Origin of the sequence: Mucilaginibacter sp. dw_454, from assembly GCF_018449775.1 — a bacterium.
Lineage (GTDB): Bacteria > Bacteroidota > Bacteroidia > Sphingobacteriales > Sphingobacteriaceae > Mucilaginibacter.
Genome location: NZ_JAAVVB010000007.1, coordinates 35,899 through 60,802, shown reverse-complemented (window position 1 = coordinate 60,802; position 24,904 = coordinate 35,899). Strand labels below are relative to the sequence as shown.

Here is a 24,904-nt window from a genome sequence, read left to right as displayed (position 1 = left end):
AACTTTTGGGCGCTGCTGTCATCGCTATAAATTATTTACCTAAAGGGATAGAAAAATTAACATCGTCCGGTGGCAGACATTTTGAATCGTTACAGGTCATGTACTCTAAAGACCCTTTTATGGCAGTAACCCTGGCTGATTTTAATTTTATTTTTTGCTGGAAGATCACCTCTTTCTCAAAAAAGCTTACATCCATATTAAAAGCCTTTTCAAAACGGGTGGTTGCTTTTGGCTCGGTAGCAGGGCCACCCAATATATAGTCTTTAGACTTTGCAAAGGTGAATGATGTTTTGATAGGCCCGCCATCTTTTACATTCAATGAGTAAATATGCCAGCCCGGGTCTATGCTTGCTTTTAAGAAAACGGTAACCTCTGTAGGGCTGGTTCTCTTGGCAGCATAAGCCCATTTAACAGGTGTTTCAATTTGGGCATAAGCGCCAACGGTTAAAAATAAGGCGGCAATTATAGCTAATGCTTTTTTCATGGTTGTTTGTTTAAAAATTCTATCTCTTTAAGGTTATAGGTGGTTTCAGTATCGTTGTGTTTTACTACCAGCAGGCCATTATCTTTAACACCGGTAATGGTACCTGTAAATTCTTGCCCGGCTGCTCTAAAATGTTTTTCCTGGCTATACCAGTATAGTCGCGATAAATATGTATTCCTTACAACACTTGTTTTACCGGCTTTTAAATTTAAATACCAGGCTTCAATGTTGTTGCAAATGTCAGCTAATATATCTTTAAGTTCGTAATCCCTCTGTAATATCTGTTTTACAGATGTGGCGTTGGCGGCATCGTCCGGAAAGTTTTGCTGGTTGATGTTTAACCCTATCCCAATTACCGAGTTTTTGATCTGGCTGCCCTGCAATAAATTTTCGATCAACATGCCGCCCAGTTTCTTATCGCCATAGTATATGTCATTGGGCCACTTGATTTTAAGCATATTGCCCAATAACGGACACAGTGTATCATAAACGCCCATACTGATGGCCCGGTTTAGGTCAAACTGGTTGCCGATGTCCAAAAAATGTGGTTTTAAAAGAAGGCTGAAGGTCAGGTTTTTGCCCGGTTCGGCGTGCCATTTATTGTTCTGCTGACCGCGGCCGGCAAATTGCGTCTCTGCCATAATGACCGTTCCCTCCGGTACTGGCTTGGAATTTGACAATAGGTTTTTAAGGAAAGTGTTGGTAGAGTCTACTTCTTTTAATGTCAGTAAATTTTGTCCAACAAATAATCCTGAAAATATGTTATTTTGCAATGTTATATTTATAATAATGCTAAACTCAAAAACGTTCAAAACTAATTCTTTTTAATGGCAAAAAATAAAGCGACCAGTGAATCAGGTTATATTTCTGAATTAGCCATACACGGCATACAGGAAAAGAAAGGGAACGACATAGTAAGGCTAGACCTTCGTAATCTCCACAGTTCAGTGACAGATTATTTTGTAATATGTCATGCCGATTCATCCACACAAGTCAAAGCCATAGCCAATAGCATTGAAGAAGAGATTTACAAAGCCTTAAAACAGGACCCCTGGCGCAAAGAGGGCCTGGAATATGGAGAATGGATACTGCTGGATTATATAGATGTGGTGGTCCACATTTTCAGAACAGACAAACGCGAATATTACGGAGTAGAGGACCTGTGGGGAGATGCTGAGATAAAGAGCTATAAGAGCGCTTAATTTTACAGCATTGATTTTTAATTACAAGAGAGATTTAAACGACAAATGGAAGATAAGAAATTGGATAAACCAAAACCGATAAGAAAGATACCGAATAAAAGAATAGCGCCTAAGCCACCTAAATTTAGTTTTATGTGGCTATATGCAGTTGCGATAGCTGTGTTTTTGGGTGTGGTTTATTTTTCTGGCAATACTAGTAGTAATTTAATTGACTTTAAGCGTTTCGAAACCGAAATGCTTAAGCCCGGCGACGTGGATTACGTGGAGGCCTATAAAAATGGCGACTACCTGGTAGCCGACGTTCACATTAAAAAAGACAGCTTAAAGAAGCCGCAATATGCCGAGGTTGCTAAACAGCAGAACGCCTTTGGCAGAAGCCCCGGCGACCCCCAGTTTACTTTTACTGATGCATCGTTTGAGAGCTTAAAACAATCTATTGCCAACGCACAGAAAGACGTGCCCGAGGCACAACGCATCAGCGTTAAATATGTACCGCATGATAGCCTGCTATCTAACGGCTTGGTACAAAGCGTTATCATGATTGTGCTGTTTGCGGTGGTGCTGATGTTTATTATGCGCCGTATGGGTGGTGGTGCAGGTGGCGGCCCCGGTGGTCAGATCTTCAACATCGGTAAATCAAAAGCTACCTTGTTTGATAAAGAGGCACAAGTATCGGTTACCTTCAATGATGTTGCCGGTTTAGAAGAAGCGAAGCAAGAGGTAATGGAGATCGTCGATTTCTTGAAAAACCCTAAAAAATATACCAACCTGGGCGGTAAAATACCCAAAGGCGCGCTTTTAGTAGGCTCGCCAGGTACCGGTAAAACGTTATTAGCTAAAGCTGTTGCCGGCGAAGCGCAGGTGCCTTTCTTCTCACTGTCAGGTTCTGATTTTGTGGAGATGTTTGTGGGCGTGGGTGCGTCACGTGTTCGTGATCTGTTCCGCCAGGCTAAGGACAAAGCGCCGTGTATTATTTTTATTGATGAGATTGACGCTATTGGCCGTGCCCGTGGTAAAAACAATATTGTAGGTGGTAACGACGAGCGTGAGAATACATTGAACCAGTTATTGGTAGAGATGGACGGTTTTGGTACCGACTCTGGTATCATTATCCTGGCAGCTACTAACCGTCCTGACGTATTAGACTCGGCTTTATTACGCCCCGGACGTTTTGACAGACAAGTATCTATTGATAAGCCAGATTTGATTGGCCGCGAACAGATATTTAAAGTACACTTAAAACCGGTTAAACTGGCCGAAGGTGTTGACGCTAAAAAACTATCGGCACAAACTCCTGGCTTTGCCGGTGCCGAGATTGCTAACGTTTGTAACGAGGCTGCCCTTATTGCGGCACGCCGTAACAAAGAGGCGGTAGATATGCAGGATTTCCAGGATGCTATTGACCGTGTGATTGGGGGTTTGGAGAAAAAGAACAAAATTATATCTCCTGAAGAAAAACGCATTGTTGCTTATCACGAAGCGGGCCACGCTATTGCAGGCTGGTTCCTGGAACATGCTGATCCGTTGGTTAAGGTATCTATCGTGCCGCGTGGTGTTGCTGCGTTGGGTTATGCGCAATACTTGCCTAAAGAACAGTTCTTGTATACCATCGAGCAGTTAGAAGATGGTATGTGTATGACGATGGGTGGCCGTGTTGCCGAGGATATTACTTTCGGTAAGATTTCTACCGGCGCGCAAAACGATTTAGAGCGCATTACCAAATTATCATACGCCATGGTTACTATCTATGGTATGAATGAAAAAGTAGGTAACGTATCTTTCAATGATACACAGGGCGAATACCAGTTTAACAAACCATACTCTGAAAAAACTTCAGAGCTGATTGATAACGAAGTACGTGGCCAGATCAACGCGGTGTATGCACGTACCAAACAGTTGCTGTTAGATAAACGCGAAGGTTTGATCAAACTGGCAGAGAAACTATTGGAGAAAGAGATTTTGTTCCAATCTGATTTGGAAGAGATCTTAGGTAAACGCCCATTTGAGCACCGCACTACTTATGATGAGTTTGTGAATGGTGTAGACGATCCCGGCGCAAACCAGGAAGCTGCTGCACAAGGTTTACAGCATGAAGGTGTGGTTGACCACTCCGGAACATTTGAAAGAAATCCTGAGGAAAAAGAAGCCAATCAGGGCGAATAAATAAAAGCCATTCAAAGTCCTTAGCTTAAAGTTTTAAACTTACCGCTAAGGACTTTTTTATTTTATACTATTTTTTACATCTAAGGTCAAAATAAACCGATTTAATGCGAGATATTACCACATCCAAAGAAAAGCTGCTAAAGAAGATCCGACAGGCCCTGTTAGAGAAAAGAGATAATCCTTATCCAAACCTGGAAACCCTGCCGATGTATCCGCCGGCACCCGAGGATCTGGACCTGATGTTTGCCGAAGAGTTCAGCGCCGTACAAGGACAGTTCGCCTTCTGCGAGGATGAAGTGGACTTTATTGCGGTACTGCTTGAACTGGCCGAAAAACGCAGCTGGCGCAAAATTTACTGCTGGGAGCCGGCTTTACAGGAGGTGTTGAACCGTTACGAATACCCGTTTTTTGAGACTGATAAAGACTTTACCCAGGCCGAAGTCGGTATTACCCTTTGCGAAGCTTTGGTGGCGCGTAATGGCAGCATAATGGTGTCAAGCGGGCAACTTGCAGGCCGCAGGCTGAGCATTTATCCCGAAGTGCATATTGTGCTGGCTTATACCTCGCAATTGGTGCCTGATTTAAAAGATGGCTTCGCGTTGATTAAGAAAAAATACAACGGCAATATCCCATCCATGATATCAAACATTACCGGCCCAAGCCGCACCGCCGACATTGAGAAAACGCTGGTGCTGGGCGCTCATGGCCCTAAAGAACTATTGGTGTTTTTGTTGGAGGGATAGAAAGTTTGTCATTGCGAGCGAAGCGTGGCAATCGCGAACTTTGCAACGTGCGATTGCTTCGTCGTTCCTCCTCGCAATGACAATGTGATTTGTCACAACCTTGACGGCGCCACCCCAAAAGCTTTCTTAAACGCAAAAGAGAAGTGAGAAAGATCTTTAAAACCAACTTCCATATATACATCCGACGATCGCCAGCCTTTTTCTTTGATGAGGTAATGTGCGTCATCCAGGCGCTTTTGCTGCAGCCATTTGTTAGGGGAGGTATGAAAAATTCGCTCGAAATCTCTTTTAAACGTGGCCAGGCTGCGGCCGGTTAAATAGGCAAAGCGGTTAATGTCTACATTGAACTTATAGTTTTTGGTCATAAAAGCTTCGAGATCCATCTTGCCCGGTTCGGCAAAATCAAACAAAATATTTTTTAGCTGCGGATTGATTTGCAGCAATAGCATTACCGCTTCTTTAACCTTTAACCCGGCTATCATAGGATCGATATCTTGACCTGCTTTTAGATAGGGTTTCATGGATTCCACGAAGCCTCGCAGCAGGTCGTTTGGCTCAAGTTGCAAAATCTCGTCGCCAATATATTGTCGGTCAGCATGCAGATTCAATTCCTGACTCATGGCTTGCAATGTTGTTTTATCCAGCCTTATCGATAACGATATAAACTCGCCGCCGGGAACAGGTTGTTTCCTGAATTTACATAATTGGTTCTTCCGGAAAAACCGGAAGTCGCCGGGTTGAAACTCAAACGTCCTATCGCCAACACGCATCATTTGGTTACCCGAAAAGATAAAGCTGAAAATATGCTCGGCTATAAATTGCTCGCCCTCGCTGCTGGCATGAGCGTAGCAGGAATAGAGTATTTGAGTTGGGATGATGCTATTGGTTGGTGGCATTGGTACTAAGGTATAAAACAATTAATAATGATTTCCGCCGAGGACTCACCCCGACTTCGCGTTGCTCGTCGACCCTCTCTTCCGCAAGCGGTAAAGAGGGTTATTTAATAAATAAAATACCCTCTTTCCGCCGAAGGCGAAGAGAGGGTGGTCAAACGAAGTGAAGACCGGGTGAGTCTGACGCTATATAAGGATGTGCTTATGCTTTTACTTCTTCAAAAAACTCTTAGCAAAATCCGTATTTGCAAAATCTTCAGAATCTGCATGGTCTGTCGATAAACTTACCGGCAACCATTTGTCCTGTTCTTCTTGTCGAACCTGGTTGGCGTGATTTAAAAAGCCGATGGCCTCGCTGCCCAACACCAAATGTATCGGTGGCTCGGGGCTATCAACCAACTCAACCATTACTTTTGCTGCTTTATCCGGATCGCCAACAGGCACAAAGCTGCCGGCCTGAAAATATTCGGCGCGTTTGTCGACGGTATCTTCATAGCCTTCAACTGACGGAGCGTAGCTCATCGATGCACCCGCCCAATCAGTACGGAATCCACCCGGCTCGACACTGGTAACATAAATACCCAATGACTCAACTTCTTTAGCTAGCGCCTCGCTAAAACCACTTAATCCAAATTTGGCGGCTTGATACATAGTTACACCTGCATTGCCAACCCGGCCGCCTATCGAGCTGATCTGTAAAATACGACCAGAGCGCTGCTTACGCATGTGCGGCAACACAGCACGGGTTATTTGTATAGGGGCATATAAATTAGTTTCCAACTGACTACGTACCTGCTCATTTGTATATGCTTCTGCTGCGCCAATGATGCCAAAGCCAGCATTGTTTACCAATATGTCGATGCGGCCATAAGTAGAGATCGCGTCAGCAACAGCTTTATCGACTTGTTGGTAATCGGTAACGTCTAATTGTATCGGGTGGATTTGATCCGGGTGTTTTTCAACCAAGTCGTTAAGCGCGTCGGTATTGCGTGCTGTAGCTGCTATTTTATCGCCAGCTGCCAGTACCGCCTCGGTCAGGCTGCGTCCCAATCCGCGGGAGGCACCTGTTATAAACCATATTTTTGCCATTGTCTTTTTGATTTTGTTTAAGACAAAGGTATGGCAGTATGAGCGGCAGCGCTTTGTTGTAAAGCTCAAGTTGTTTTGTTGTGCGGCTCATCAAATGGAAATTGTCATTGCGAGCGTAGCATGACAATCGCAAGGAGGACGGCGTTAACGCGTGCGATTGCTTCGTCGTTCCTCCTCGCAATGACAATATTTTTACTTCAACACCTCGATCACCGGCTGCCCGATAGAGCCATTGGGTACCTGAATATGAAGTAAAGCAGACAGCGTCGGCGTAATATCTGTCATGTGTACCTCACGCGCGGTCGAGCCGTGATTAATGCCCCAGCCCATAAATACCAGCGGGATGTGTGCATCATATGGGTTCCAGGTGCCATGGGTGGTACCGGTTGGGCCTTTATCATTGGTGCCATGGCCGGTAAACCAACCCGGTTTTAAAATGATCTGGATAACGCCACTGTGCTCAACGTTGTAACCGTTGATGATGCGGCTACGTAATTCCTCCGGGATATTGGCGCTTTGTATGTTCTGCATATCAACTGCAAACGCAACATAAGGCAACTTTTGTAAATACGCGATACAGTCGTTTTTTACCTGTTGCTCGTCTAGTCTTAGATATTTAATTGCGTAGTTATTCAGGTTAACCTGGTAATTGTTAAAGCTTAGTACCATGCCATCTACTTTGTATTTAGCCAGCAAATAAGCATTGATATCCTTTAAAGATATTGCATCATCCCATACACCTGCGGGTATATTTTGATCTTTCAAAAAGGCCGGATTATGCGCGGCGCCATGATCGGCAGTTAAAAATACCGTGTATTTGCCTCTGCCTACTTTAGCATCAAGGTAAGTTAAAAAAGCACCCAGGTCGCGGTCTAAACGCAGGTAGGTATCTTCAATCTCAACGGCGTTAATACCAAACTGATGGCCCACATAATCGGTAGACGAAAGGCTCATCGCTAAAAAGTCGGTAGCATCACGGGTGCCCAATTGCTCGGCGTTAATGGCCGCAATAGCCAGATCTAAAGTAAACGTATTGCCAAACGGCACACTGCGGATTAACCCTAAATTACCCTTATACATGCCTGATGTTTTAACCGGGAAAGTCGGGCTGTCGGCTCCTTTAAATGCACCTTCATAGGCATTGTTATCGGCTGTGCTTTGGGTATAGGTATCAATGGGGTAAAGGGTGGTCCAATCTAATTTCAAATAAGTTTCCGGTAGTTTTTGGTCGTTGAAATCTTTTACCCATTTAGGTAATTCTTTCATGTAATAGGTACTGGTAATCCAGTTGCCGCTTTTATCATCAAACCAATAAGCCGCGTTTGCGGTGTGGCCGGCAGGTAAAATTCCACCACGGTCCTTTAATGCGATGCCAATTACTTTCGATTTAAAATTGGTGGCTAGTCTTAATTCGTCGGTAACGGTAGTAGTCATCAGGTTACGCGGCGACATCTGCCCCGTTTTGCTGCCATCTACGCCAACGCTTTGTACCGTTGTATCGTCTGTACAATACATAGATTTGCCGGTAGCCTGGATAATGAAATCATTACCGGCAATACCATGGATGGCAGGCACAGAGCCTGTATAGATAGCTGTATGGCCCGCTGCAGTTACGGTCGGTATATAATCTACATTGGTGTTTTCGCAGCTAAAGCCTTCGTTAAGCAGGCGTTTAAAACCAGTATTGCCATAGCGCGAATAATAGCGGTAAAGATAATCCCAACGCATTTGGTCTACCACAATACCCACAACCAGTTTAGGGCGGGGAAGGTCTGTTGAGGTAGCAGACTCTGTTATTAAGTTTGCTGTTTTTTTAGCTTTGGTTTGTGCGTTAACATTGATAATGGTGCACACACCAACCAATAATAACAGATATTTAGTTTTCATATAGCTTAAACATTAAGATACCAAATATCAGTATAGCATTATAACTGCATGTGAAGTTAATGTTAAGTTAAAAGGAGGTGTCTTTGTCGTAAAACCAATCTTCCTACACAAAAATTTGTCATCTCGACGAGGAACGAGGAGAGATCTATACACGCGCAATTCTAAGCATGTGTATAGATATCTCCCTACGGTCGAGATGACAAATTAGAAAAAACGGTGACTACGCCATCGCAAATGTTAACAAACTATGCTGACTAGCTGTATGCAAATCCCGCCATGCACGGTTGATCTCTGTATCAGAACCGGCGGCGACTAATCCGCAGAGTGGATAAAGGCGGTCGACAATTTCTCTTGCAGATATAGCCAATTTGCGACTATGTATACTTACCTCATTTAAATTTGAATCACTTACCGAATTATTTTTTACGATATCCTTCCATGACAAATCTACCGCCGCAAAAAACAGCTTACGCAAATCACTCATCTCTCGGTTAGCCAATGCCAGCGAATCAATCAATATAATTTTTTGCGATGGGGTTAATCGCGGGTGATTCATCCGGTCATTAAAAATATCGGCACATAAATCAATAAAATGCACGGCAATGCCTGATAAGTTTACGGCTAAAGTGGCCTCGGCTAATTGCAGAAACGGGTAACGGTATAAAGGCGCATCCACTACCACGGCCGACGGATCAATTTTAAACGCACGATCTTTTCCAACTTGCAAGTCTTTGATCTCGAAAGCATCGCTACCGGTAGCAATCATGCCGATATATTTCCAGGCAGGCACAGGCGAGACATCTTTCTTGTCGAAAATGAAAGGTAACACCAACTGCCCGCCGTCGTCACTTAAAACAGGTTGCCCGTTTTGCGTGATAGCGCAATTGGCGGTAATATGTGTGGCATGATGTACGCCACTGGCGTATTTCCAGAAGCCGTAAATAATATAACCGTTGTCTGTTTTTTCTGCTGTGCCGCTCACGGCGCCGCTGCCTGCAAGGCAAACGCAAGTGTTATTAAATATTTGTTGCGATAGCTCTGCATTGATAAACCCACCAAACCAACCTGCGCCGCTACAAAGCGTAACTACCCAGCCGGTGCTGCCGTCTGCCCAGCTGATGGCTTCCTGCAAGCGTACTAAATTTGATAACGTAATTTGCTTGCCGCTGTAAACTTGCGGTACCAATAATTTAAACCAGGCTTCGCGATAAACGATCTTTAATTGTTCGGGGTGCAGCATGCCCAGCCGCTCGGCTTCAGCAGCGTTTTTCCTAATGATATTTACATCATCCGCACTAATAAAAGCTGATGGATGTGGTATTTGATTTTCCATAGCTTTAGTGCGTTAAGGTTAAATCGGCGTCATTCTCTTTTTTCCATATCGCCCGCCAATCAAAATAGCCAAAAATGGCGACGATGAACAGAAACAGCGTCAGCGCAGCAAACAGGATCAAGTGTTTATAACATAGCAGCGGGATAGCAAACAGGTTGGAGATGTTCAATAAAACCCAGTTCTCCATTTTGCGCCGTGCCAATAACCACATACCAGCCCACGCGGTCGAGGTTACCCAGGCATCCCAGACCGGTACATTAGATGTGGTGAATTTTTTGAGCAATACATAAAATATCACCCAGCCTATTACTACAATCAATACAGTAATTACCCACTCTTTCGGCGTGGCCCAGCTTATTTTTACCGGCGGCGCATTGCGGCGGGTGATCCAGTGGATCCAGCCGTAAACGCTCATCACGATATAGTAAACGCTCAAAACCGACTCGGCATACAAACCGGCAATCATTAAAATGTAAATGCTGATGATGGTGCCGGCAACCCCTGCAGGGTAAAGCCATATGTTATTGATCTTGGCCAGCAGCACTTCGGCAATACCCAGTATTACCGCTGCCCATTCCCAAAAGGTAGTCTCACTTACCTGTACGGCAAATAAGTGCAGCCATTGATGTAATGTTGTCATCTTTCAAAATCTTTAAAAGACAATAGTCCCGCACATGCGGGGCTATTGTGATATGGTTAGAATTTTAAACTCAATGTCGCCAGGAAGTTGATCGGTGCCTGGGCAAACCAATAGTTGTAGTTAGCTACTTTGCCGCCTTCAACATCCGGATAAGTTGCACCGTCCGATTGATAGTTGGTGCTGAACACGTTGTTGATCAACAAACCTATACCAATGTTCTTCACGCTTTTAATGCTGAAGTTATAGTCTAGCCTCACATCATTTACAAAATAACGCGGCAAGTCGCGGTCTGTCGATGAGGTATTGTCCAAATACTGCTGACTTACATATTTACTGATAAAAGCGATCTCGGTATTGTGGCAAGGCTGATAGCTGATGGTGCTCGACCCCACAAAGTTTGGCGAGTAGGCAATATCGGTTTTAGCGTAATTGAAATTAACGGGGTTGCCGCCTTCGTCAAACAACACCTGGTTAAAGTTTTTGACTTTGTTGGTGCTTAAGGTGGCAGTAGCTGCCCAGCTTAGCTGTTGTGCAATGCGCACTTTGCCATTCAACTCAATACCCGCACGATAGCTATCGGCAATATTAGTGCGAATGGCCTCGCCAACATCATCCAGGGCGCCGGTTAATACCAGTTGGTTTTTATACAGCATGTAAAAGCCATTAATGCCTGCGGTGAAGTTTGATTGAGCCACACGGTAGCCCAGTTCCAAATCTTTCAAATTTTCGGCCTTAGGTCGGCTTGATGGCGACGAGTTAACATAATCGCTACGGTTAGGTTCGTGGTTTCCTACCGCGATGGAGGCATATACATTGCTATTGTCTGTAACCTGGTAGGTAATACCGGCCTTGGGGTTAAAAAAGTCAAGACTAACCTGCTGCTGCACATTATTCAGGTTCTCATCAAACCCCAAAAATGAGTACCCAATATGGCGATACTGAATATCGCCATACAATAAAACATCACCTATATGATATTCTGCACGGGTAAACAGGTTGAAATCGGTTTTCTTAGCCGTATTGCGCGAATATTCGTAATCAGGCTGTATGTCGGTACTTTGCTGTGTCCACTCGATGTTGTTGTAGTGACGGCCTTTGTACTCATTATAAGCGCCGCCTAGTGTCAGGTCTAATTTGGTAGATGGCTTGTAGTTGAAATTATAGGTTGCCCCATAAAAATCATTATTTAACCAAAGGCGGCGCACTAAATCTGTTGAGCTGATGGTAGTGCCGCCGATGGTTACAGGCGTAACGCCATAATTGCTCAAAGCGTCATCGTTTACATACTCCTCGTAATAACCGTAGCCGTGTGTATAATGCAAAGCTCCGCTAAAAGAAAGCAGCGGACTAATCTGCTGGTTATACAACAACTGGTAATAGTTCTGATTATAATTATCTGTTTGGTTTGGATAATTCTGCCCGGTGGCATTGATATAGCCCAACTCGTTGTATTTACGGTTACCAAACTTCACGCTATCTTCGGGCACGCCGTCCCAGGCCTGGTGGGTTTGCTCATATCCGCCAAAAACATTTAAACGCAGCACACTGGTTTTGCCATAGTAAGCGCCGCTCAAAAAGTAGGAGCGCAGGGTAGAGGCCGAGCGGTCTATATAACCATCAGAATGCATATCAGATAACCGGCCATCAAACGAAAAATGACCACCCAATAAACCGGTGCCCAGGTTTATCGTATTTTTCAATGTTCCGTACGAGCCGGCCGAGCCATTGTACTCGGTATAAGCGCTATCGCGACGGGTGGTGGTTTGAATATTGATGCTGGCGCCGAAAGCACCGGCACCGTTGGTTGAGGTACCAACGCCACGCTGGATCTGGATATTATCTACCGACGAAGCCAAATCCGGCAGATCGACAAAGTATACGCCCTGGTCCTCCGCATCATTCATCGGGATGCCGTTTAGGGTTACGTTGATACGCGTTGGGTCTGAGCCGCGAATGCGGATACTGGTATAACCAACGCCTGCACCTGCATTTGAAGTAACAACGGTTGACGGAGTTTGCTCCAGCAAATACTCAAAGCCGCGGCCCGAGTTGTTTTTGTCGATATCCTTTTTGCTTAAATTAGTAAAAGCTGTGGGCGAGTTGGCCGACGCGCGGGTGGCGCTTACGGTAACCTCTTCGGTTACGGTGGTGCTGTGTACTAATGAAAAATCGAGCGTGCTGTTAGCGGATACTTCGGTTGTTTGTTGAGCTGTTTGATAGCCCAGGTAACTAACAACCACGGTGTAGCTGCCATTTTTTAAATTTTTAAAAGTGTATTTGCCGCTTGCATTACTAATAGTGCTAATGGCTAAATTTTGAATGGTGACGCTTGCGCCGGGCAATGATTCGCCGGTTTTTTGGTCCGTAATTTTCCCGGATAACGAGAATTGGGCCGATGCCAGGACAGGCAATAGCAGGGCAAATAATGCCGTAAATAATTTTTTCAAAGTTTGTAAATAAAAAAATGTTAAACCATCTCCATGCCAGGGTAGAACACGCAGTACACTTAACTTATTACCTCTCCCTACGCCGGCATTACCCGGATCAGGTGCATGTTTTGGATTCTGTAGAGACACAATATCTTGTGTCTCATTTTTTCGGATGTTTAAGACGCAAAATATTGCGTCTCTACATTGAAATTAATCCAAAACAATGGGTTTGATCTCAGCCTGTCTTTCAGTTTGGTTAAATATGCTGCAGCAATATTTTTCATCCCAAAACAAGGCACCCCTTGAGAATTATAGGGCAAAGGTATTTTTTTATTTCGGATATCGGAGGTTTGATGTCGGATTTGTTGTTTGGGGAAAACTCACCCGACCATCGCTTCGCTTGGTCACCCTCTCTTCCGCAAGCGGGAAAGAGGGTTTATAGGATTTGTATTTACCCTCTTTCCGCCAAAGGCGATGAGAGGGTCGCGCTCGAAGAGCCGCGGGGTGAGTCCCCGAAGCTATACCGCGCAACTAATTTCGAAATCCAAAATCCGAATTTCGAAATCAAAAACGTACTTTTGCGAACTTTAACAAAAACTTACTATGTTAAGAACACATACTTGCGGCGAACTAAATATCGATAATTTAGGCCAAACCGTAACTTTATGCGGATGGGTACAAAAATCGCGCGATTTGGGCGGCACAACTTTTATTGATGTACGCGACCGTTACGGCTTAACCCAGCTGGTATTGAATACCGACAGTGACGACGCCCTGCGCGAAACAAGCCGTTCACTCGGCCGTGAATTTGTGATCAAAGTAACCGGTACTGTAATAGAGCGTACGAATAAAAACCTGAAAATTTCAACCGGCGAGATTGAGATCGTGGTTGCTGATATTGAGATATTGAATGCGGCCAAAATTCCGCCGTTTTTAATTGAGGATGAGACAGATGGCGGCGAGGAATTGCGCGCTAAATACCGTTACCTGGATTTGCGTCGTAACCCTATCCGTAATAACCTGGTGCTGCGTCATAAAATGGCGCAAGAGATCCGCAAGTATTTGGATGCTTTGAACTTCATTGAAGTAGAGACGCCGGTACTGATCAAATCAACCCCTGAGGGTGCCCGCGATTTCGTGGTGCCAAGCCGCATGAACCCGGGCGAGTTTTATGCCCTGCCACAATCGCCGCAAACGTTTAAGCAATTGCTGATGGTGAGCGGTTTCGACCGCTATTTTCAGATCGTTAAATGTTTCCGCGACGAAGACTTACGTGCCGACCGTCAGCCTGAGTTTACCCAGATTGACTGCGAGATGGCTTTCATAACCCAGGAGGATATCCTGAATATTTTTGAAGGCTTAACCCGTCACTTGTTCAAACACGTTAAAGGGATTGAGTTTAATGATTTCCCGCGCATGCAATATGCCGATGCTATGCGTTTATATGGCTCAGACAAACCGGATATCCGTTTCGGGATGCAGTTTGTTGAGCTGAATGATATTGTAAAGGGTAAGGGCCTGGGCATTTTTGATAATGCCGAGCTGGTTGTTGGTATCAACGCCAAAGGCGCTGCCGAGTATACCCGTAAACAAATTGATGAACTGACCGAATGGTTAAAACGTCCACAAATTGGTGCTACCGGCATGATTTATTGCCGTTATAATACAGACGGTACTTTAAAATCATCAGTAGATAAATTTTATAGCGAAGACGACCTGACCAACTGGGCTGCTGCATTTGAAGCCGAGCAGGGAGATTTGATGCTGATATTGGCAGGTACAACAGATAAAGTACGTAAGCAATTGAATGAGCTGCGCCTGGAAATGGGTTCTCGCTTAGGCTTACGTGATAAAAAAACCTATGCGCCGCTTTGGGTGCTTGATTTCCCGTTGTTAGAGTGGGATGAGGATACCGAGCGCTATCACGCTATGCACCATCCGTTCACCTCGCCAAAGCCTGAGGATATTGCGCTGCTGGATACTAACCCTGGCGATGTTCGTGCTAACGCCTATGACCTGGTGATCAACGGTACTGAAATTGGTGGGGGCTCTATCCGGATTCATGACCGCGATTTACAGGCGCTGATGTTTAAACACCTGGGCTTTACTAAAGAAGAAGCTCAGAAACAATTTGGCTTTTTGATGGATGCATTCGAGTATGGCGCGCCGCCGCATGGTGGTATTGCCTTTGGGTTTGACAGGTTGTGTTCGATATTTGCCGAGCTGGATTCTATCCGCGACGTGATTGCGTTCCCTAAAAACAACTCGGGCCGCGATGTAATGATTGATTCGCCGTCAACCATTGCCGATGCACAATTGAATGAATTAAAGATAAAAACAGCCCTTTAACGGGCTACAGATAATAGTTTACACGGTTTGCCGTTAACGCTACACACAGCCGACTATTATTTGTAGGTTTGTGTAATTGCTAAAAAATGTTAAAATTTAAAAGCATCTTATTTTTTTAAGTATAGTTGCATAGAAAAACGCATGAAAAAATATCTATTCCTATTTGCCCTGTTGGTTGCCGGTTTATCGTCTTGCCAAAAAATTATATCAACTACCCAGGCCAAGAACCAGGCTATTATTGATGACCAGAAAATTCAGGACTATATAAACGCCAATAAGCTATCTTATACCAAGGATGCAAATACAGGCGTATATTATAAAATTGTTACCCAGGGCACTGCGCCTAATCCCACAGCTTTGTCTACCGTAAAACTTACTTATCATTATGAGTATTTGAATGGGGTAGTTATCGGCGACGTGATTGATGTACAATCTAAATTAAATGGATTTATAGCCGGACTGCAATTCGGAATCCCTAAAATTGGTACAGGTGGCCGTATCATGTTGATCTTGCCGTCTGCCCAAGCTTATGGTTTTGCAACACAAAATGGCATTCCGGGTAATTCGGTGCTGGTTTATACGGTTGATTTGGAAGGGGTTACTGCTAATTAAGCAGCAATTCTGGTGAGTTAAAGAAAAATATAAAAATGAAAAAATATTTATTACTAATACTTTGTGTAGGAGCTATGGTGGCCGTTTTCTCATCATGCAGAAAAACAGTACAGGCCCCGTTTGATGCAACTGCACAAGCAAAACTAGACGATCAGGCGATACAGAGTTATTTTACGCTGAATTCAATTACCAATGTAACCAAAGATCCATCGGGTCTTTATTACCATATTGATACTGCCGGTACAACGCCGCACCCAACGGCATCATCAAATGTTGTAGTTAGTTATAAGGCTTATTCTTTAGACGACGTGGTTGTTGAAACGCAAACCAGTTATTACTTTTCATTGCCGTTAATTGATCTTAAAGCGTTTGTAATCGGCTTGCCATTTATTGGCAAAGGCGGAACCATCACCATGTATGTTCCTTCTGCTTTGGCTTTTGGCCCGACAGGTTCCTCTACCGGCAGTATTGCACCTAACAGTTGCTTAATTTATCACGTAACCTTGCTAGGCTTTACAAATTAATTAGACGACTTCTCTTTCATTCTATTAATTAAGTTGATCATCATAATGAATTAATTTAGATGGTTCAATTTTAAAAAAATAGATTTAATTTATAGTTAATAAAGATTTTGTTACATTCGCATCGAATTTTAACCAAAATCTTTATCACATGAAAACACGTCTAATTGTGTTGGCCGCTGTATTGGCCATCGTAGCATTCAGCAAAAACTCATTCTCTAATTTAAGTCCTGTTGTTGGTAAGAGAAATCTTGTCGCCAGAGCAAAAATGGAGCATGAAGCCGGCTTAAAAGAACAGATTAATTTAGGTATTCCATTTTTCGCGCCTGGTAATGCATTGTCAGGATATAGTACATATACGCCAGGAACCACTGTTTTACGATCAACTAACGGAGAATTTAATTTGAATTACCAAACTGACGGTAATTTGGTATTGTGCAACAACACCGGAACGGCTTATTGGGCCAGCGGTCCGCAAGCGACCGATGCTTTTTGGGTTGTGTTTGCATTAACTGGAGATATAAATGAATGGAAAGGCATCGGCGGCGTTACTAAATACTGGGATGCAAATATTCCCGGTTCTTGTCCTTGTTCTCCTAATACTTATTTTTGGATTTTACAAAACGACGGTAACCTGGTTAAATATGCGGGTACGCCAAGTAACCCTAATTATGCGCTTGGCTCTGTAAGTACTGGCACAGGTGGACCCGTGAGAAGCTCTCACTTTAACACCATCCAATAAATTTATTAATTAACTTTTTTAAAATCATAGGGGTCGGCTTCAACGAAGTCGGCCACTTTTATTTTAGCGCTTGTTATCCGCCCGTTTTGGAAGGTGAACGGAAACACCGTTCTGCCATAAATGGGGTCTGAGAATGCGGCAAAGAAACGATTACCGCCCAAGGGCTGCATTTTCACATACATTTTAGGATGATGCTCAAAGCGCGCCTCCAGGTTATTGCCCTCGCCCTGGGTAATGGTCATATCACCATATAGGTCATTATGATACCGGCCTATATAAGCTGCTGCAGGCTGGGCCGGTTGTAGGTTAAGCAATACCGAGTCTCGTAATTTTTTAATCACTTTTTGCTCGGCAGCCGCATTGCTTTTATAAGCGCTTAAATATTTATCGCTGTAGTTTTGATAAGGCAGTTTAAAGTAAGCATCCATAATTTCCCAACGCAGGGCTTCATAAAATGAATTTTCGTCGGTGTTAGTCAGGATAATAATGCCAAGGTGGTCCTGCGGCACCAGTGTTACCGACGAAACGTAGCCGGTTACGCCGCCATCATGCATAACAATACGATGCCCTGCATAATCCTGCAAAAACCAACCCATGCCGTATAACTCATAATTGGTTTCGCCATTAACATGGTGCACGCTGCCTACGTAGTCTTGTGGTTGGCGCGTAGCCAGGATAGCCGCTTCGGGGATTACCTGCCTTGAACCAACTTTGCCGTTATTCAATTGTGCAAACACCCACTTAGCCATATCACTTACAGATGAGCATATACTCATGGCCGGAGCCATGTTATCCAGCTGGCCATAAGGCACGGCGCTCAGGCGTTCGTCAATCAAAGTATGCGGCACCGTACGATCAAACGAATGCGGCATGTCTGCGGTAAGCGCCAGGGTATTGGTCATGCCCAGCGGCGCAAAAATGTTGTCCTTCAAATAAGCCTCCCAGCTTTTGCCGCTTACTTTCGGTATGATCTCGCCAGCAGTTAAAAAAGCAGAGTTGGTATAACCCCACTTGGTCCTGAACGGATAGGTGGCCTTCATCTGCCCCAGTTTCTCCATAACTTGCTGGCGCGATAAGTCGCTGTTATAAAAAGTAAAGTCGCCCTGGAAGGTCTTAAAACCCAGTCTGTGGCTAAGCAGGTCGCGGATGATCACCTGGTCGCCGGCTTCTTTGTTCTCCAGCTTAAACCAAGGCAGGTATTTGCTTACATTATCATCAAGCGATAGTTTTTTTTGCTCCTGCAGCATGGCCATGGCGGTAGCAGTGAAAGCTTTGGTATTACTGCCAATCATAAAAAGTGTATTCTCGTCCACTTTCTCGGGCAGGCCCAGCTCTTTGATGCCATAGCCTTTCATCAGCACTATATTGTTATCCTTAATAATACAAACTGCTACGCCCGGGATACGCCAATTGGTTAACGCGCGATTAACGTACACATCCATACTGTCTCTGATAAACGATGTTCTATCGACAGTCTGGGCGCGGGTAACATTAATCAACAAGAAACTGAACAGTGTATAAATAAGAAATTTTTTCATCCGGATTTAAATTAAGCTAACAGGTAGGCTAAAGTACTACTTTAACGTAAAATTGAAGCGGTGCATTGTGTGTTTTAAGCAAATAAAAAAGCCATCCGCCTGGATGGCGGACGGCTTCGGGTTTAATTTAATTATGGTTTATATAATTGGGGAAAATCAAAAATTAATATCGTCCAGATCCGAAGTCATTTCGTCAGCTCCTTTTGTTCGCTGGAATGAATCAGATTCAAAATCGGTTTTTCGGCCCAGCATGGTAAAGTTTTCGGCCACAACCTCAGTAGTATATTTTTTAACACCCTCTTTGTCCTCGAACGACCGGGTACGCAATTTACCCTCAATGTAAACCAGCTTGCCTTTTTGAAGAAATTTAGCAGCTACATCTGCCAGGCTACGCCATAGTACAATGTTATGCCACTCGGTTTGCTCCACCTTTTTGCCGTCTTTGTTAAAGGTTTCTGACGTAGCCAGGGGAAAACTAGCGACAGATATACCACCCTCTAACTGGCGAACTTCGGGGTCTTTTCCTAAATGACCAACCAGTATTACTTTGTTAATTCCAGACATAGTTCAAATTGTCCCGCTAAATTACATGTTTATTTCTAATTTAAAAAATTATCTAAAAATATAAAAATTACTTTCGGGAGTGGAAGGGATTGCAGATTTTCTACTTTTATGAAAACCCAGTTTGGCTTTATTCTTATAGGTTGTTTAACTATGGTGATAAACCTGATAAAAAGCTGCTGGTGAGTGAGTACGTGTTTTTTTACGTTGGATACTGCTGCAATTTGCAGGTCGTTACCAAACAAGTTAACTGGTTCAGGATGAGTAAGTAAATCATTTATCGGCAGTAATGATTCGGTCTCGATCATGGGCAAATCATACATGTTTGCCCAAATATCTCGTTCGTCGCGCTTGTTCATCAGGATGCGGTTGTTGTCAACGAAAAGGAAATAATTGAAGAAACGCTGTTTTACCTTGATTGTCTTGAGTTTAACCGGTAGCGAAGTGGTTGCATTGTGTGTAAAAGCATAACATCCGGTACGTACAGGGCATATGCCGCAGGCCGGATTTTTGGGTTTACAGAGCATGGCACCAAATTCCATCATGGCCTGGTTATGTAAGGCTGGAATTTTCTTATTAAGAAAATCGTTTGCCGCAGTTTGGAATAGTTTTTTGCCCGATGTGCTGTTGATGGGTTCAAAGATTCCAAGATATCTGGCCAGCACGCGGTATACATTTCCATCAACCACAGCCTTGGCCTCGTTTGAAGAAAAAGAAGCAATGGCGGCGGCGGTATATTCGCCAACGCCTTTTAGTTTGATCAGGTCATCATACTTATTGGGAAACTTGCCGCCATACAGTTCCTTCACCATCAGGGCTGTCTTTAACATATTGCGCCCACGCGAATAATAACCCAGTCCCTGCCACAGTTTCAGGATCTCGTTTTCATCCGCGGCGGCAAAATCAGAAACGGTAGGATATTTTTCGGCAAAGCGATAAAAATAAGGCAGGCCTTGTTCTACGCGGGTTTGCTGCAAAATGATTTCAGATAGCCATATAATATACGCGTCGGTAGTGTGTCGCCAGGGCAGGTCGCGCTTGTTTTGGGCGTACCAATTTACAAGCTCATCAGAAAAATTCATAACATACAATATTAGCGTATTAAGTGGTTAATTGAATGGCAATTGTAAGGTTTATGTAGTAGTTTTTGCTCTGGCGAAAAAAAAACCACCGATTATTTCAATCTTTCGTAATAAAGCAATACTTTTGCAACCCCAAATAAGTTAAGTAATTACAAATAAATTAAGGAAAATCAGATATGACTAAAGCAGAAATTATAACTGAAATCTCATCTAAAACTGGAATTGAGAAGGTAGATGTACAGGAAACAGTTGAGGCGTTTTTTAAGGTTATTAAAAACTCAATGGTTGGTGGCGAGAATGTATACGTAAGAGGTTTTGGAAGTTTTGTTGTTAAAAAGAGAGCTAAAAAAACTGCCCGTAACATTTCAAAAAACACTGCAATAATTATACCTGAGCACTTTGTGCCAAGCTTTAAGCCGGCTAAAACTTTTGTTGAGAAAGTAAAAACTGGTAACAAAACAGCTAAAGTTAAATAAGCAGTCATGAATAAAAAACAAATAGTCGTAGCAGTGGCCGTAGTGGCCGTTATGGGCTATTTGTATTCATTGCCGTTAAAAGGCATCGTAAAGCCGAGCCAAACACATGATACCGCTCAGGCTGCTCCGCAAGCAGCAGCCAAAGCGGCTTCTACAAGTAACGTAACTGTCGAAACCGTATCTGCACCTGCCAAGACCGCCATAGGCGCTTCATTAACAGTTAAGATTGAAGGTTTAGAGAATCAGTTAAACAAAGCATCGGGCGACGTTGAAAAGCTATCGCTTAACAAACAATTAGCTGCTGCCTGGGATGATGTAGATCAGCCTGCGCCGGCAGCTTTTTATTATACGGCTGTTGCTAAAAGTAACAACAGCTTTGATGCCTGGTTAATGGCGGGCAACCGTTTTAATGATGCATTTAAAATAACGCAGGACACCGCGCTGACGCCGGCCTTTATTACAGGCGCGGTTGAGGCATTTACAAATGCAACCAAGCTTAAACCAGAAAACCTTGATGCAAAAACAGGTTTAGGCGTGGCTTATGTAAATGGCGGAGCAAGCCCTATGCAGGGTATTGCTTTGTTGCGAGAGGTGGTTGCAAAAGATCCGGATAACGTTAACGCAAACCTTAATTTGGGTTTGTTCTCGATGAAATCTGGTCAGTTTGACAAAGCGATACAGCGTTTCAAAACAGTAATTGCAAAGAAACCTGACTTTGAGTCTTACTTTTATCTGGCAGAGACGTATAAACAGCTGGGCCAGAAACCAGAAGCTATTGCAGCTTACGAAAAATGCAAGCAAATGATGCCTAACCCGGTTTTCGGGCAGCGTATCGACCAATATATCAAGGAATTAAAAAATTAATCATTTAAAAAATTATCATTATGCCGAGCGGTAAAAAACGTAAAAGACACAAAATGGCTACCCACAAACGTAAAAAGCGTTTGAGAAAAAACAGACACAAAAAGAAATAAGCTCTGCTTTTTAGCACCTTATTTTCTTTCGCCATTATAGGGCGAGTACAGTATTGTTTTTTACCCCTATAGTAAGAAATTCGGTCCCGGTTATATGCCGGGCTACCGTTAAAGAAATGGAGTAGCAGTTGATAAAAGAATTAATTATCGATTCATCCCCCAACGGGGCTACTATTGCATTATTACAGGATAAACAACTTGTAGAGCTACATAAAGAGCAAATCAGCAACAATTATACTGTTGGTGATATTTACCTGGGCCGTATCAAAAAGATCATGCCCGGGTTAAATGCAGCTTTTGTTGATGTAGGTTATGAGAAGGATGCGTTTTTGCATTATCTTGATCTTGGTCCGCAGGTGCAAACCATGCTTAAACTGGCCAAGCAAGTGCGTGGTGGAAGTTACCAATCTAAGCTTTTAGATAACTTTAAGCTCGAGGAAGATATTAGCAAGGGAGGAAAGATCTCTGAGATATTAACCAAGAATCAGCTTATACCTGTACAAATAGCTAAGGAGCCAATATCAACAAAAGGCCCCCGCTTAAGTTCAGACCTGTCTATAGCCGGAAGGTACGTTGTTCTGGTACCATTCTCTGATGTTATATCGATATCTAAAAAGATAAAGAGTAATACAGAGCGTACCCGCCTGCGCAAAATTGTAGAAAGCATTAAGCCCAAAAACTTTGGTGTTATCATTCGTACGGTGTCAGAAGGCAAGGGTGTTGCAGAAATGCAAAAAGACCTGCTTGACCTGATATCAAAATGGGAAGCCTTTATGACCCGCCTGCCATCGGTAGAGCCGGGTAAGAAAGTTTTAGGTGAGATTGGACGCACTTCAACCATTCTTCGTGACATATTGAACCCTGATTTTCAGAGTATTTATCTAAACGATAATACACTGTATGAAGAGGTTAAACAATATGTAAGAGACATTTCTCCGGATTTGGAGAGCATTGTGCGTTTGCACAAACACAAGGAGCCGCTGTTTGAACACTTTGGTGTTGACAAACAAATCAAAGGCGCTTTTGGTAAAACAGTTAACCTGGCAGGCGGTGCCTACCTGGTAATTGAGCATACCGAGGCCCTGCACGTTGTCGACGTTAACAGCGGTAACCGTACTGCCAATAAAGAAAACCAGGAAGAAAACGCTTACCAGGTAAATCGCGAAGCGGCAAAAGAAATTGCCCGCCAGCTGCGTTTACGCGATATGGGCGGTATTGTGGTGATCGATTTTATCGATATGCACAAGCCAACTAATCGTAAAGAGCTGTTTGATTACCTGCGTGCCGAAATGGCGCTCGACCGTGCTAAACACACCATTTTGCCTCCAAGCAAATTTGGGCTGGTACAAATTACCCGCCAGCGTGTAAGGCCCGAAATGAACATAGTTACTACCGAGGTTTGCCCGGCCTGCCACGGCACCGGCACCATTCGCCCAAGTATTTTATTACTGGACGATATCGAGAATAACTTTAACTATGTAATTACCGAGCAAAACGAAAAAGGCATTACCCTTTGTGTGCATCCGTATATTGAGGCCTACATCCGCCAGGGTTTTATTACCCGCCAGATGAAATGGTTCTTTAAATACGGACAATGGATCAAAGTAAAAAGCAACCCGGCCTATCAAATAACCGAGTTCCGCTTTTTCTCATCAAAAGACGAAGAGATTAAATTGTAATAGTAGAAATACGATGAACGGAAAGAGCCGCTACAGGATGTAGCGGCTCTTTTTCGTTTAGAAGAAATTATAATAACAAAATGGGTGTCACTCTGGGCACGTCGAAGGGCGAGCGCAGGCCTTTGCCGCTTATGCTTCGACAGGCTCAGCATGACAGCGCGCTATTATCGCAGCCCTAAAACAATTCCACCAATCGCTCCAGGGCCATACCGCGCGACCCTTTGATCAGTATCGTCGAGTTTTTAATAGGATTAGCTTTTAAAGCGGCAATAGCATCCTCAGCTGTCCCATAAAATGCAGCGGTTTTGCCTTCTGCGATGGCTTTTTGGGCGGCAAACTCTTTACCAATAAAAATGCGTTCATCCACCGGGGTTGCTAATGCTTTTTCAATGATGCCTTTATGTTCGGCAGCGGCTTCGGCGCCCATTTCAAACATATCGCCTAAAATTAAAACCTTGCGCGTGGCTGTTATTTTGCCAATGTTCTCTATAGCCACAGCCATGCTGCTGGGGTTGGCATTGTAGTAATCGCAGATGAGCGTATTCGTTGCCGTTTGTACCACCTGCGAACGGTTGTTTTTTGGTTGATAACCTGCTATACCGGCATTGATTTCGGTAGCAGGCATTTTAAAGTATAAGCCGATGCTGATAGCTGCTAAAATATTGTCGAGGTTATAAGCGCCGGTTAATTGTGTTTTAACTGCATAGGTATCGCCGATTGTGTTGTTGGTCCAGCTGAGTGAAAGCAATGGTGCGTTCTCGGTGATCTCGCCGCTTACCAGGTCGTCTAACTGATCGCCATAAAAAACGGGACGGGTACTGAACTTCCGCGAACCTTGCATAGACATCAGGATAGGATTATTGCTATTGATGAAAGCTACGCCATTATGCGCGCTTAGAAAATCATACAACTCGCCTTTGGCAATTTTAACGCCTTCAATACTACCAAAACCTTCCAGATGTGCTTTGCCAACATTGGTGATAAGCCCATGTGTCGGTTGCGAAATGCTGCAAAGTAGTTCAATCTCTTTTACGTGATTAGCGCCCATTTCAATAACTGCAACTTCATGCGCTTTGGTAATACCGAGAACAGTCAAAGGCACGCCGATATGATTATTCAAATTGCCCTGTGTAGCCACCGTGCAGAAATGTTGTGAGAGCACGGCATTAATCAGCTCTTTAGTAGTAGTCTTACCATTAGTACCCGTAAGCCCAACAACCGGTATAGTGAGTTGCCTGCGATGATGGCGGGCAAGGTCCTGCAGGGTAGTCAGCACATCAGCAACCAATAAGCATTGATCATTAACCTGGTATTGCGGGTTATCAATCACGGCGTAAGCAGCACCGGCTTCCAGCGCTTGCTGCGCGAAAGTATTGGCGTCGAACTTGTCGCCTTTAAGCGCAAAAAATATGCTGCCGGGCGCTATCTTCCGGGTGTCGGTAGTGATGATCTGCTGTTGCAGGTAAAGTTGGTAAAGTTGTTTGGTTGTGGTCATTGTTTTCCCTTT

The 24,904-nt window shown here is 43.9% G+C and carries 23 protein-coding genes; 11 read left to right on the top strand and 12 right to left on the bottom strand.

What is annotated here, in order from left to right:
• Positions 1–31: 31 nt before the first annotated feature.
• Together HB679_RS18090 and HB679_RS18085 are read right to left on the bottom strand one after the other, a co-directional pair.
• Complete coding sequence (locus tag HB679_RS18090) at positions 32–484, bottom strand: protein-disulfide reductase DsbD domain-containing protein (RefSeq protein ID WP_214073430.1); 453 nt, start codon at positions 482–484, stop codon at positions 32–34.
• Positions 481–1,257: a biotin--[acetyl-CoA-carboxylase] ligase gene (locus HB679_RS18085; RefSeq protein ID WP_214073429.1), complete on the bottom strand. Its 777-nt coding sequence runs from the start codon at positions 1,255–1,257 to the stop codon at positions 481–483. Before HB679_RS18085 ends, HB679_RS18090 begins: the two co-directional genes overlap by 4 nt.
• A gap of 54 nt (positions 1,258–1,311) precedes the next feature.
• Here HB679_RS18085 and rsfS point away from each other — a divergent pair, with 54 nt between their 5' ends.
• The 3 genes from rsfS to HB679_RS18070 all read left to right on the top strand — a co-directional run bounded on the left by rsfS (position 1,312) and on the right by HB679_RS18070 (position 4,592).
• Positions 1,312–1,686: a ribosome silencing factor gene (rsfS, locus tag HB679_RS18080; RefSeq protein WP_214073428.1), complete on the top strand. Its 375-nt coding sequence runs from the start codon at positions 1,312–1,314 to the stop codon at positions 1,684–1,686.
• Between the two features lie 45 nt (positions 1,687–1,731).
• A complete protein-coding gene (ftsH, locus tag HB679_RS18075; protein ID WP_214073427.1) occupies positions 1,732–3,849 on the top strand; it encodes an ATP-dependent zinc metalloprotease FtsH in 2,118 nt (705 codons plus the stop codon).
• Positions 3,850–3,953: 104 nt separating this feature from the next.
• Complete coding sequence (locus HB679_RS18070; protein ID WP_214073426.1) at positions 3,954–4,592, top strand: LUD domain-containing protein; 639 nt, start codon at positions 3,954–3,956, stop codon at positions 4,590–4,592.
• Between the two features lie 92 nt (positions 4,593–4,684).
• Here the strand turns inward: HB679_RS18070 and HB679_RS18065 are convergent, their stop codons facing one another.
• The 6 genes from HB679_RS18065 to HB679_RS18040 all read right to left on the bottom strand — a co-directional run bounded on the left by HB679_RS18065 (position 4,685) and on the right by HB679_RS18040 (position 12,881).
• Positions 4,685–5,488 (bottom strand): AraC family transcriptional regulator, encoded by an 804-nt coding sequence (locus tag HB679_RS18065; RefSeq protein ID WP_214073425.1) that lies wholly within the window; start codon positions 5,486–5,488, stop codon positions 4,685–4,687.
• 207 nt (positions 5,489–5,695) lie between these two features.
• Complete coding sequence (locus HB679_RS18060; RefSeq protein ID WP_214073424.1) at positions 5,696–6,574, bottom strand: oxidoreductase; 879 nt, start codon at positions 6,572–6,574, stop codon at positions 5,696–5,698.
• Positions 6,575–6,766: 192 nt separating this feature from the next.
• Positions 6,767–8,461 carry an alkaline phosphatase PafA gene (pafA, locus tag HB679_RS18055; protein WP_214073423.1) on the bottom strand — a complete coding sequence of 565 codons (1,695 nt, stop codon included), beginning with the start codon at positions 8,459–8,461 and terminating at the stop codon, positions 6,767–6,769.
• Between the two features lie 220 nt (positions 8,462–8,681).
• Entirely contained in the window at positions 8,682–9,794 is a 1,113-nt protein-coding gene (locus tag HB679_RS18050) for an acyl-CoA dehydrogenase (protein WP_214073422.1), read from the bottom strand.
• A 4-nt stretch (positions 9,795–9,798) separates the two neighbouring features.
• Complete coding sequence (gene pnuC, locus HB679_RS18045) at positions 9,799–10,434, bottom strand: nicotinamide riboside transporter PnuC (RefSeq protein WP_214073421.1); 636 nt, start codon at positions 10,432–10,434, stop codon at positions 9,799–9,801.
• A 56-nt stretch (positions 10,435–10,490) separates the two neighbouring features.
• The gene (locus HB679_RS18040; protein WP_255547652.1) at positions 10,491–12,881 is read right to left on the bottom strand and encodes a TonB-dependent receptor; all 2,391 of its coding nucleotides are present in this window, start codon (positions 12,879–12,881) and stop codon (positions 10,491–10,493) included.
• A gap of 585 nt (positions 12,882–13,466) precedes the next feature.
• On the opposite strand from HB679_RS18040, the gene aspS reads away from it, so the two are divergent.
• The 4 genes from aspS to HB679_RS18020 all read left to right on the top strand — a co-directional run bounded on the left by aspS (position 13,467) and on the right by HB679_RS18020 (position 17,087).
• Entirely contained in the window at positions 13,467–15,212 is a 1,746-nt protein-coding gene (gene aspS / locus HB679_RS18035) for an aspartate--tRNA ligase (RefSeq protein WP_214073420.1), read from the top strand.
• A 141-nt stretch (positions 15,213–15,353) separates the two neighbouring features.
• Positions 15,354–15,824: an FKBP-type peptidyl-prolyl cis-trans isomerase gene (locus tag HB679_RS18030; RefSeq protein WP_214073419.1), complete on the top strand. Its 471-nt coding sequence runs from the start codon at positions 15,354–15,356 to the stop codon at positions 15,822–15,824.
• Positions 15,825–15,859: 35 nt separating this feature from the next.
• Positions 15,860–16,348: an FKBP-type peptidyl-prolyl cis-trans isomerase gene (locus tag HB679_RS18025; RefSeq protein ID WP_214073418.1), complete on the top strand. Its 489-nt coding sequence runs from the start codon at positions 15,860–15,862 to the stop codon at positions 16,346–16,348.
• A gap of 148 nt (positions 16,349–16,496) precedes the next feature.
• The gene (locus tag HB679_RS18020) at positions 16,497–17,087 is read left to right on the top strand and encodes a hypothetical protein (protein WP_214073417.1); all 591 of its coding nucleotides are present in this window, start codon (positions 16,497–16,499) and stop codon (positions 17,085–17,087) included.
• A 5-nt stretch (positions 17,088–17,092) separates the two neighbouring features.
• Here the strand turns inward: HB679_RS18020 and HB679_RS18015 are convergent, their stop codons facing one another.
• The 3 genes from HB679_RS18015 to mutY all read right to left on the bottom strand — a co-directional run bounded on the left by HB679_RS18015 (position 17,093) and on the right by mutY (position 20,268).
• The gene (locus HB679_RS18015; protein WP_214073416.1) at positions 17,093–18,625 is read right to left on the bottom strand and encodes a serine hydrolase; all 1,533 of its coding nucleotides are present in this window, start codon (positions 18,623–18,625) and stop codon (positions 17,093–17,095) included.
• A 156-nt stretch (positions 18,626–18,781) separates the two neighbouring features.
• Positions 18,782–19,189: a single-stranded DNA-binding protein gene (locus HB679_RS18010; RefSeq protein WP_214073415.1), complete on the bottom strand. Its 408-nt coding sequence runs from the start codon at positions 19,187–19,189 to the stop codon at positions 18,782–18,784.
• A 35-nt stretch (positions 19,190–19,224) separates the two neighbouring features.
• Positions 19,225–20,268 (bottom strand): A/G-specific adenine glycosylase, encoded by a 1,044-nt coding sequence (mutY, locus tag HB679_RS18005; protein ID WP_214073414.1) that lies wholly within the window; start codon positions 20,266–20,268, stop codon positions 19,225–19,227.
• A gap of 176 nt (positions 20,269–20,444) precedes the next feature.
• Between mutY and HB679_RS18000 the strand changes: the two genes are divergently transcribed.
• The 4 genes from HB679_RS18000 to HB679_RS17990 all read left to right on the top strand — a co-directional run bounded on the left by HB679_RS18000 (position 20,445) and on the right by HB679_RS17990 (position 23,397).
• The gene (locus HB679_RS18000; protein WP_214073413.1) at positions 20,445–20,744 is read left to right on the top strand and encodes an HU family DNA-binding protein; all 300 of its coding nucleotides are present in this window, start codon (positions 20,445–20,447) and stop codon (positions 20,742–20,744) included.
• Between the two features lie 6 nt (positions 20,745–20,750).
• Entirely contained in the window at positions 20,751–21,608 is an 858-nt protein-coding gene (locus HB679_RS17995) for a tetratricopeptide repeat protein (RefSeq protein ID WP_214073412.1), read from the top strand.
• A 20-nt stretch (positions 21,609–21,628) separates the two neighbouring features.
• Positions 21,629–21,718: a hypothetical protein gene (locus HB679_RS20665; RefSeq protein WP_008506795.1), complete on the top strand. Its 90-nt coding sequence runs from the start codon at positions 21,629–21,631 to the stop codon at positions 21,716–21,718.
• A gap of 128 nt (positions 21,719–21,846) precedes the next feature.
• Positions 21,847–23,397 carry an Rne/Rng family ribonuclease gene (locus HB679_RS17990; protein WP_214073411.1) on the top strand — a complete coding sequence of 517 codons (1,551 nt, stop codon included), beginning with the start codon at positions 21,847–21,849 and terminating at the stop codon, positions 23,395–23,397.
• A gap of 175 nt (positions 23,398–23,572) precedes the next feature.
• Here HB679_RS17990 and murF read toward each other — a convergent pair whose 3' ends face one another.
• A complete protein-coding gene (murF, locus tag HB679_RS17985; protein ID WP_214073410.1) occupies positions 23,573–24,892 on the bottom strand; it encodes a UDP-N-acetylmuramoyl-tripeptide--D-alanyl-D-alanine ligase in 1,320 nt (439 codons plus the stop codon).
• Positions 24,893–24,904 lie beyond the last annotated feature (12 nt).

Bases quoted from the DNA above. Each gene is read 5' to 3' on its own strand.
- HB679_RS18090 (WP_214073430.1), bottom strand. From the start codon at position 484: ATGAAAAAAGCATTAGCTATAATTGCCGCCTTATTTTTAACCGTTGGC.
- rsfS (WP_214073428.1), top strand. From the start codon at position 1,312: ATGGCAAAAAATAAAGCGACCAGTGAATCAGGTTATATTTCTGAATTA.
- ftsH (WP_214073427.1), top strand. From the start codon at position 1,732: ATGGAAGATAAGAAATTGGATAAACCAAAACCGATAAGAAAGATACCG.
- HB679_RS18070 (WP_214073426.1), top strand. From the start codon at position 3,954: ATGCGAGATATTACCACATCCAAAGAAAAGCTGCTAAAGAAGATCCGA.
- HB679_RS18065 (WP_214073425.1), bottom strand. From the start codon at position 5,488: ATGCCACCAACCAATAGCATCATCCCAACTCAAATACTCTATTCCTGC.
- HB679_RS18060 (WP_214073424.1), bottom strand. From the start codon at position 6,574: ATGGCAAAAATATGGTTTATAACAGGTGCCTCCCGCGGATTGGGACGC.
- pafA (WP_214073423.1), bottom strand. From the start codon at position 8,461: ATGAAAACTAAATATCTGTTATTATTGGTTGGTGTGTGCACCATTATC.
- HB679_RS18050 (WP_214073422.1), bottom strand. From the start codon at position 9,794: ATGGAAAATCAAATACCACATCCATCAGCTTTTATTAGTGCGGATGAT.
- pnuC (WP_214073421.1), bottom strand. From the start codon at position 10,434: ATGACAACATTACATCAATGGCTGCACTTATTTGCCGTACAGGTAAGT.
- aspS (WP_214073420.1), top strand. From the start codon at position 13,467: ATGTTAAGAACACATACTTGCGGCGAACTAAATATCGATAATTTAGGC.
- HB679_RS18030 (WP_214073419.1), top strand. From the start codon at position 15,354: ATGAAAAAATATCTATTCCTATTTGCCCTGTTGGTTGCCGGTTTATCG.
- HB679_RS18025 (WP_214073418.1), top strand. From the start codon at position 15,860: ATGAAAAAATATTTATTACTAATACTTTGTGTAGGAGCTATGGTGGCC.
- HB679_RS18020 (WP_214073417.1), top strand. From the start codon at position 16,497: ATGAAAACACGTCTAATTGTGTTGGCCGCTGTATTGGCCATCGTAGCA.
- HB679_RS18015 (WP_214073416.1), bottom strand. From the start codon at position 18,625: ATGAAAAAATTTCTTATTTATACACTGTTCAGTTTCTTGTTGATTAAT.
- HB679_RS18010 (WP_214073415.1), bottom strand. From the start codon at position 19,189: ATGTCTGGAATTAACAAAGTAATACTGGTTGGTCATTTAGGAAAAGAC.
- mutY (WP_214073414.1), bottom strand. From the start codon at position 20,268: ATGAATTTTTCTGATGAGCTTGTAAATTGGTACGCCCAAAACAAGCGC.
- HB679_RS18000 (WP_214073413.1), top strand. From the start codon at position 20,445: ATGACTAAAGCAGAAATTATAACTGAAATCTCATCTAAAACTGGAATT.
- HB679_RS17995 (WP_214073412.1), top strand. From the start codon at position 20,751: ATGAATAAAAAACAAATAGTCGTAGCAGTGGCCGTAGTGGCCGTTATG.
- HB679_RS20665 (WP_008506795.1), top strand. From the start codon at position 21,629: ATGCCGAGCGGTAAAAAACGTAAAAGACACAAAATGGCTACCCACAAA.
- murF (WP_214073410.1), bottom strand. From the start codon at position 24,892: ATGACCACAACCAAACAACTTTACCAACTTTACCTGCAACAGCAGATC.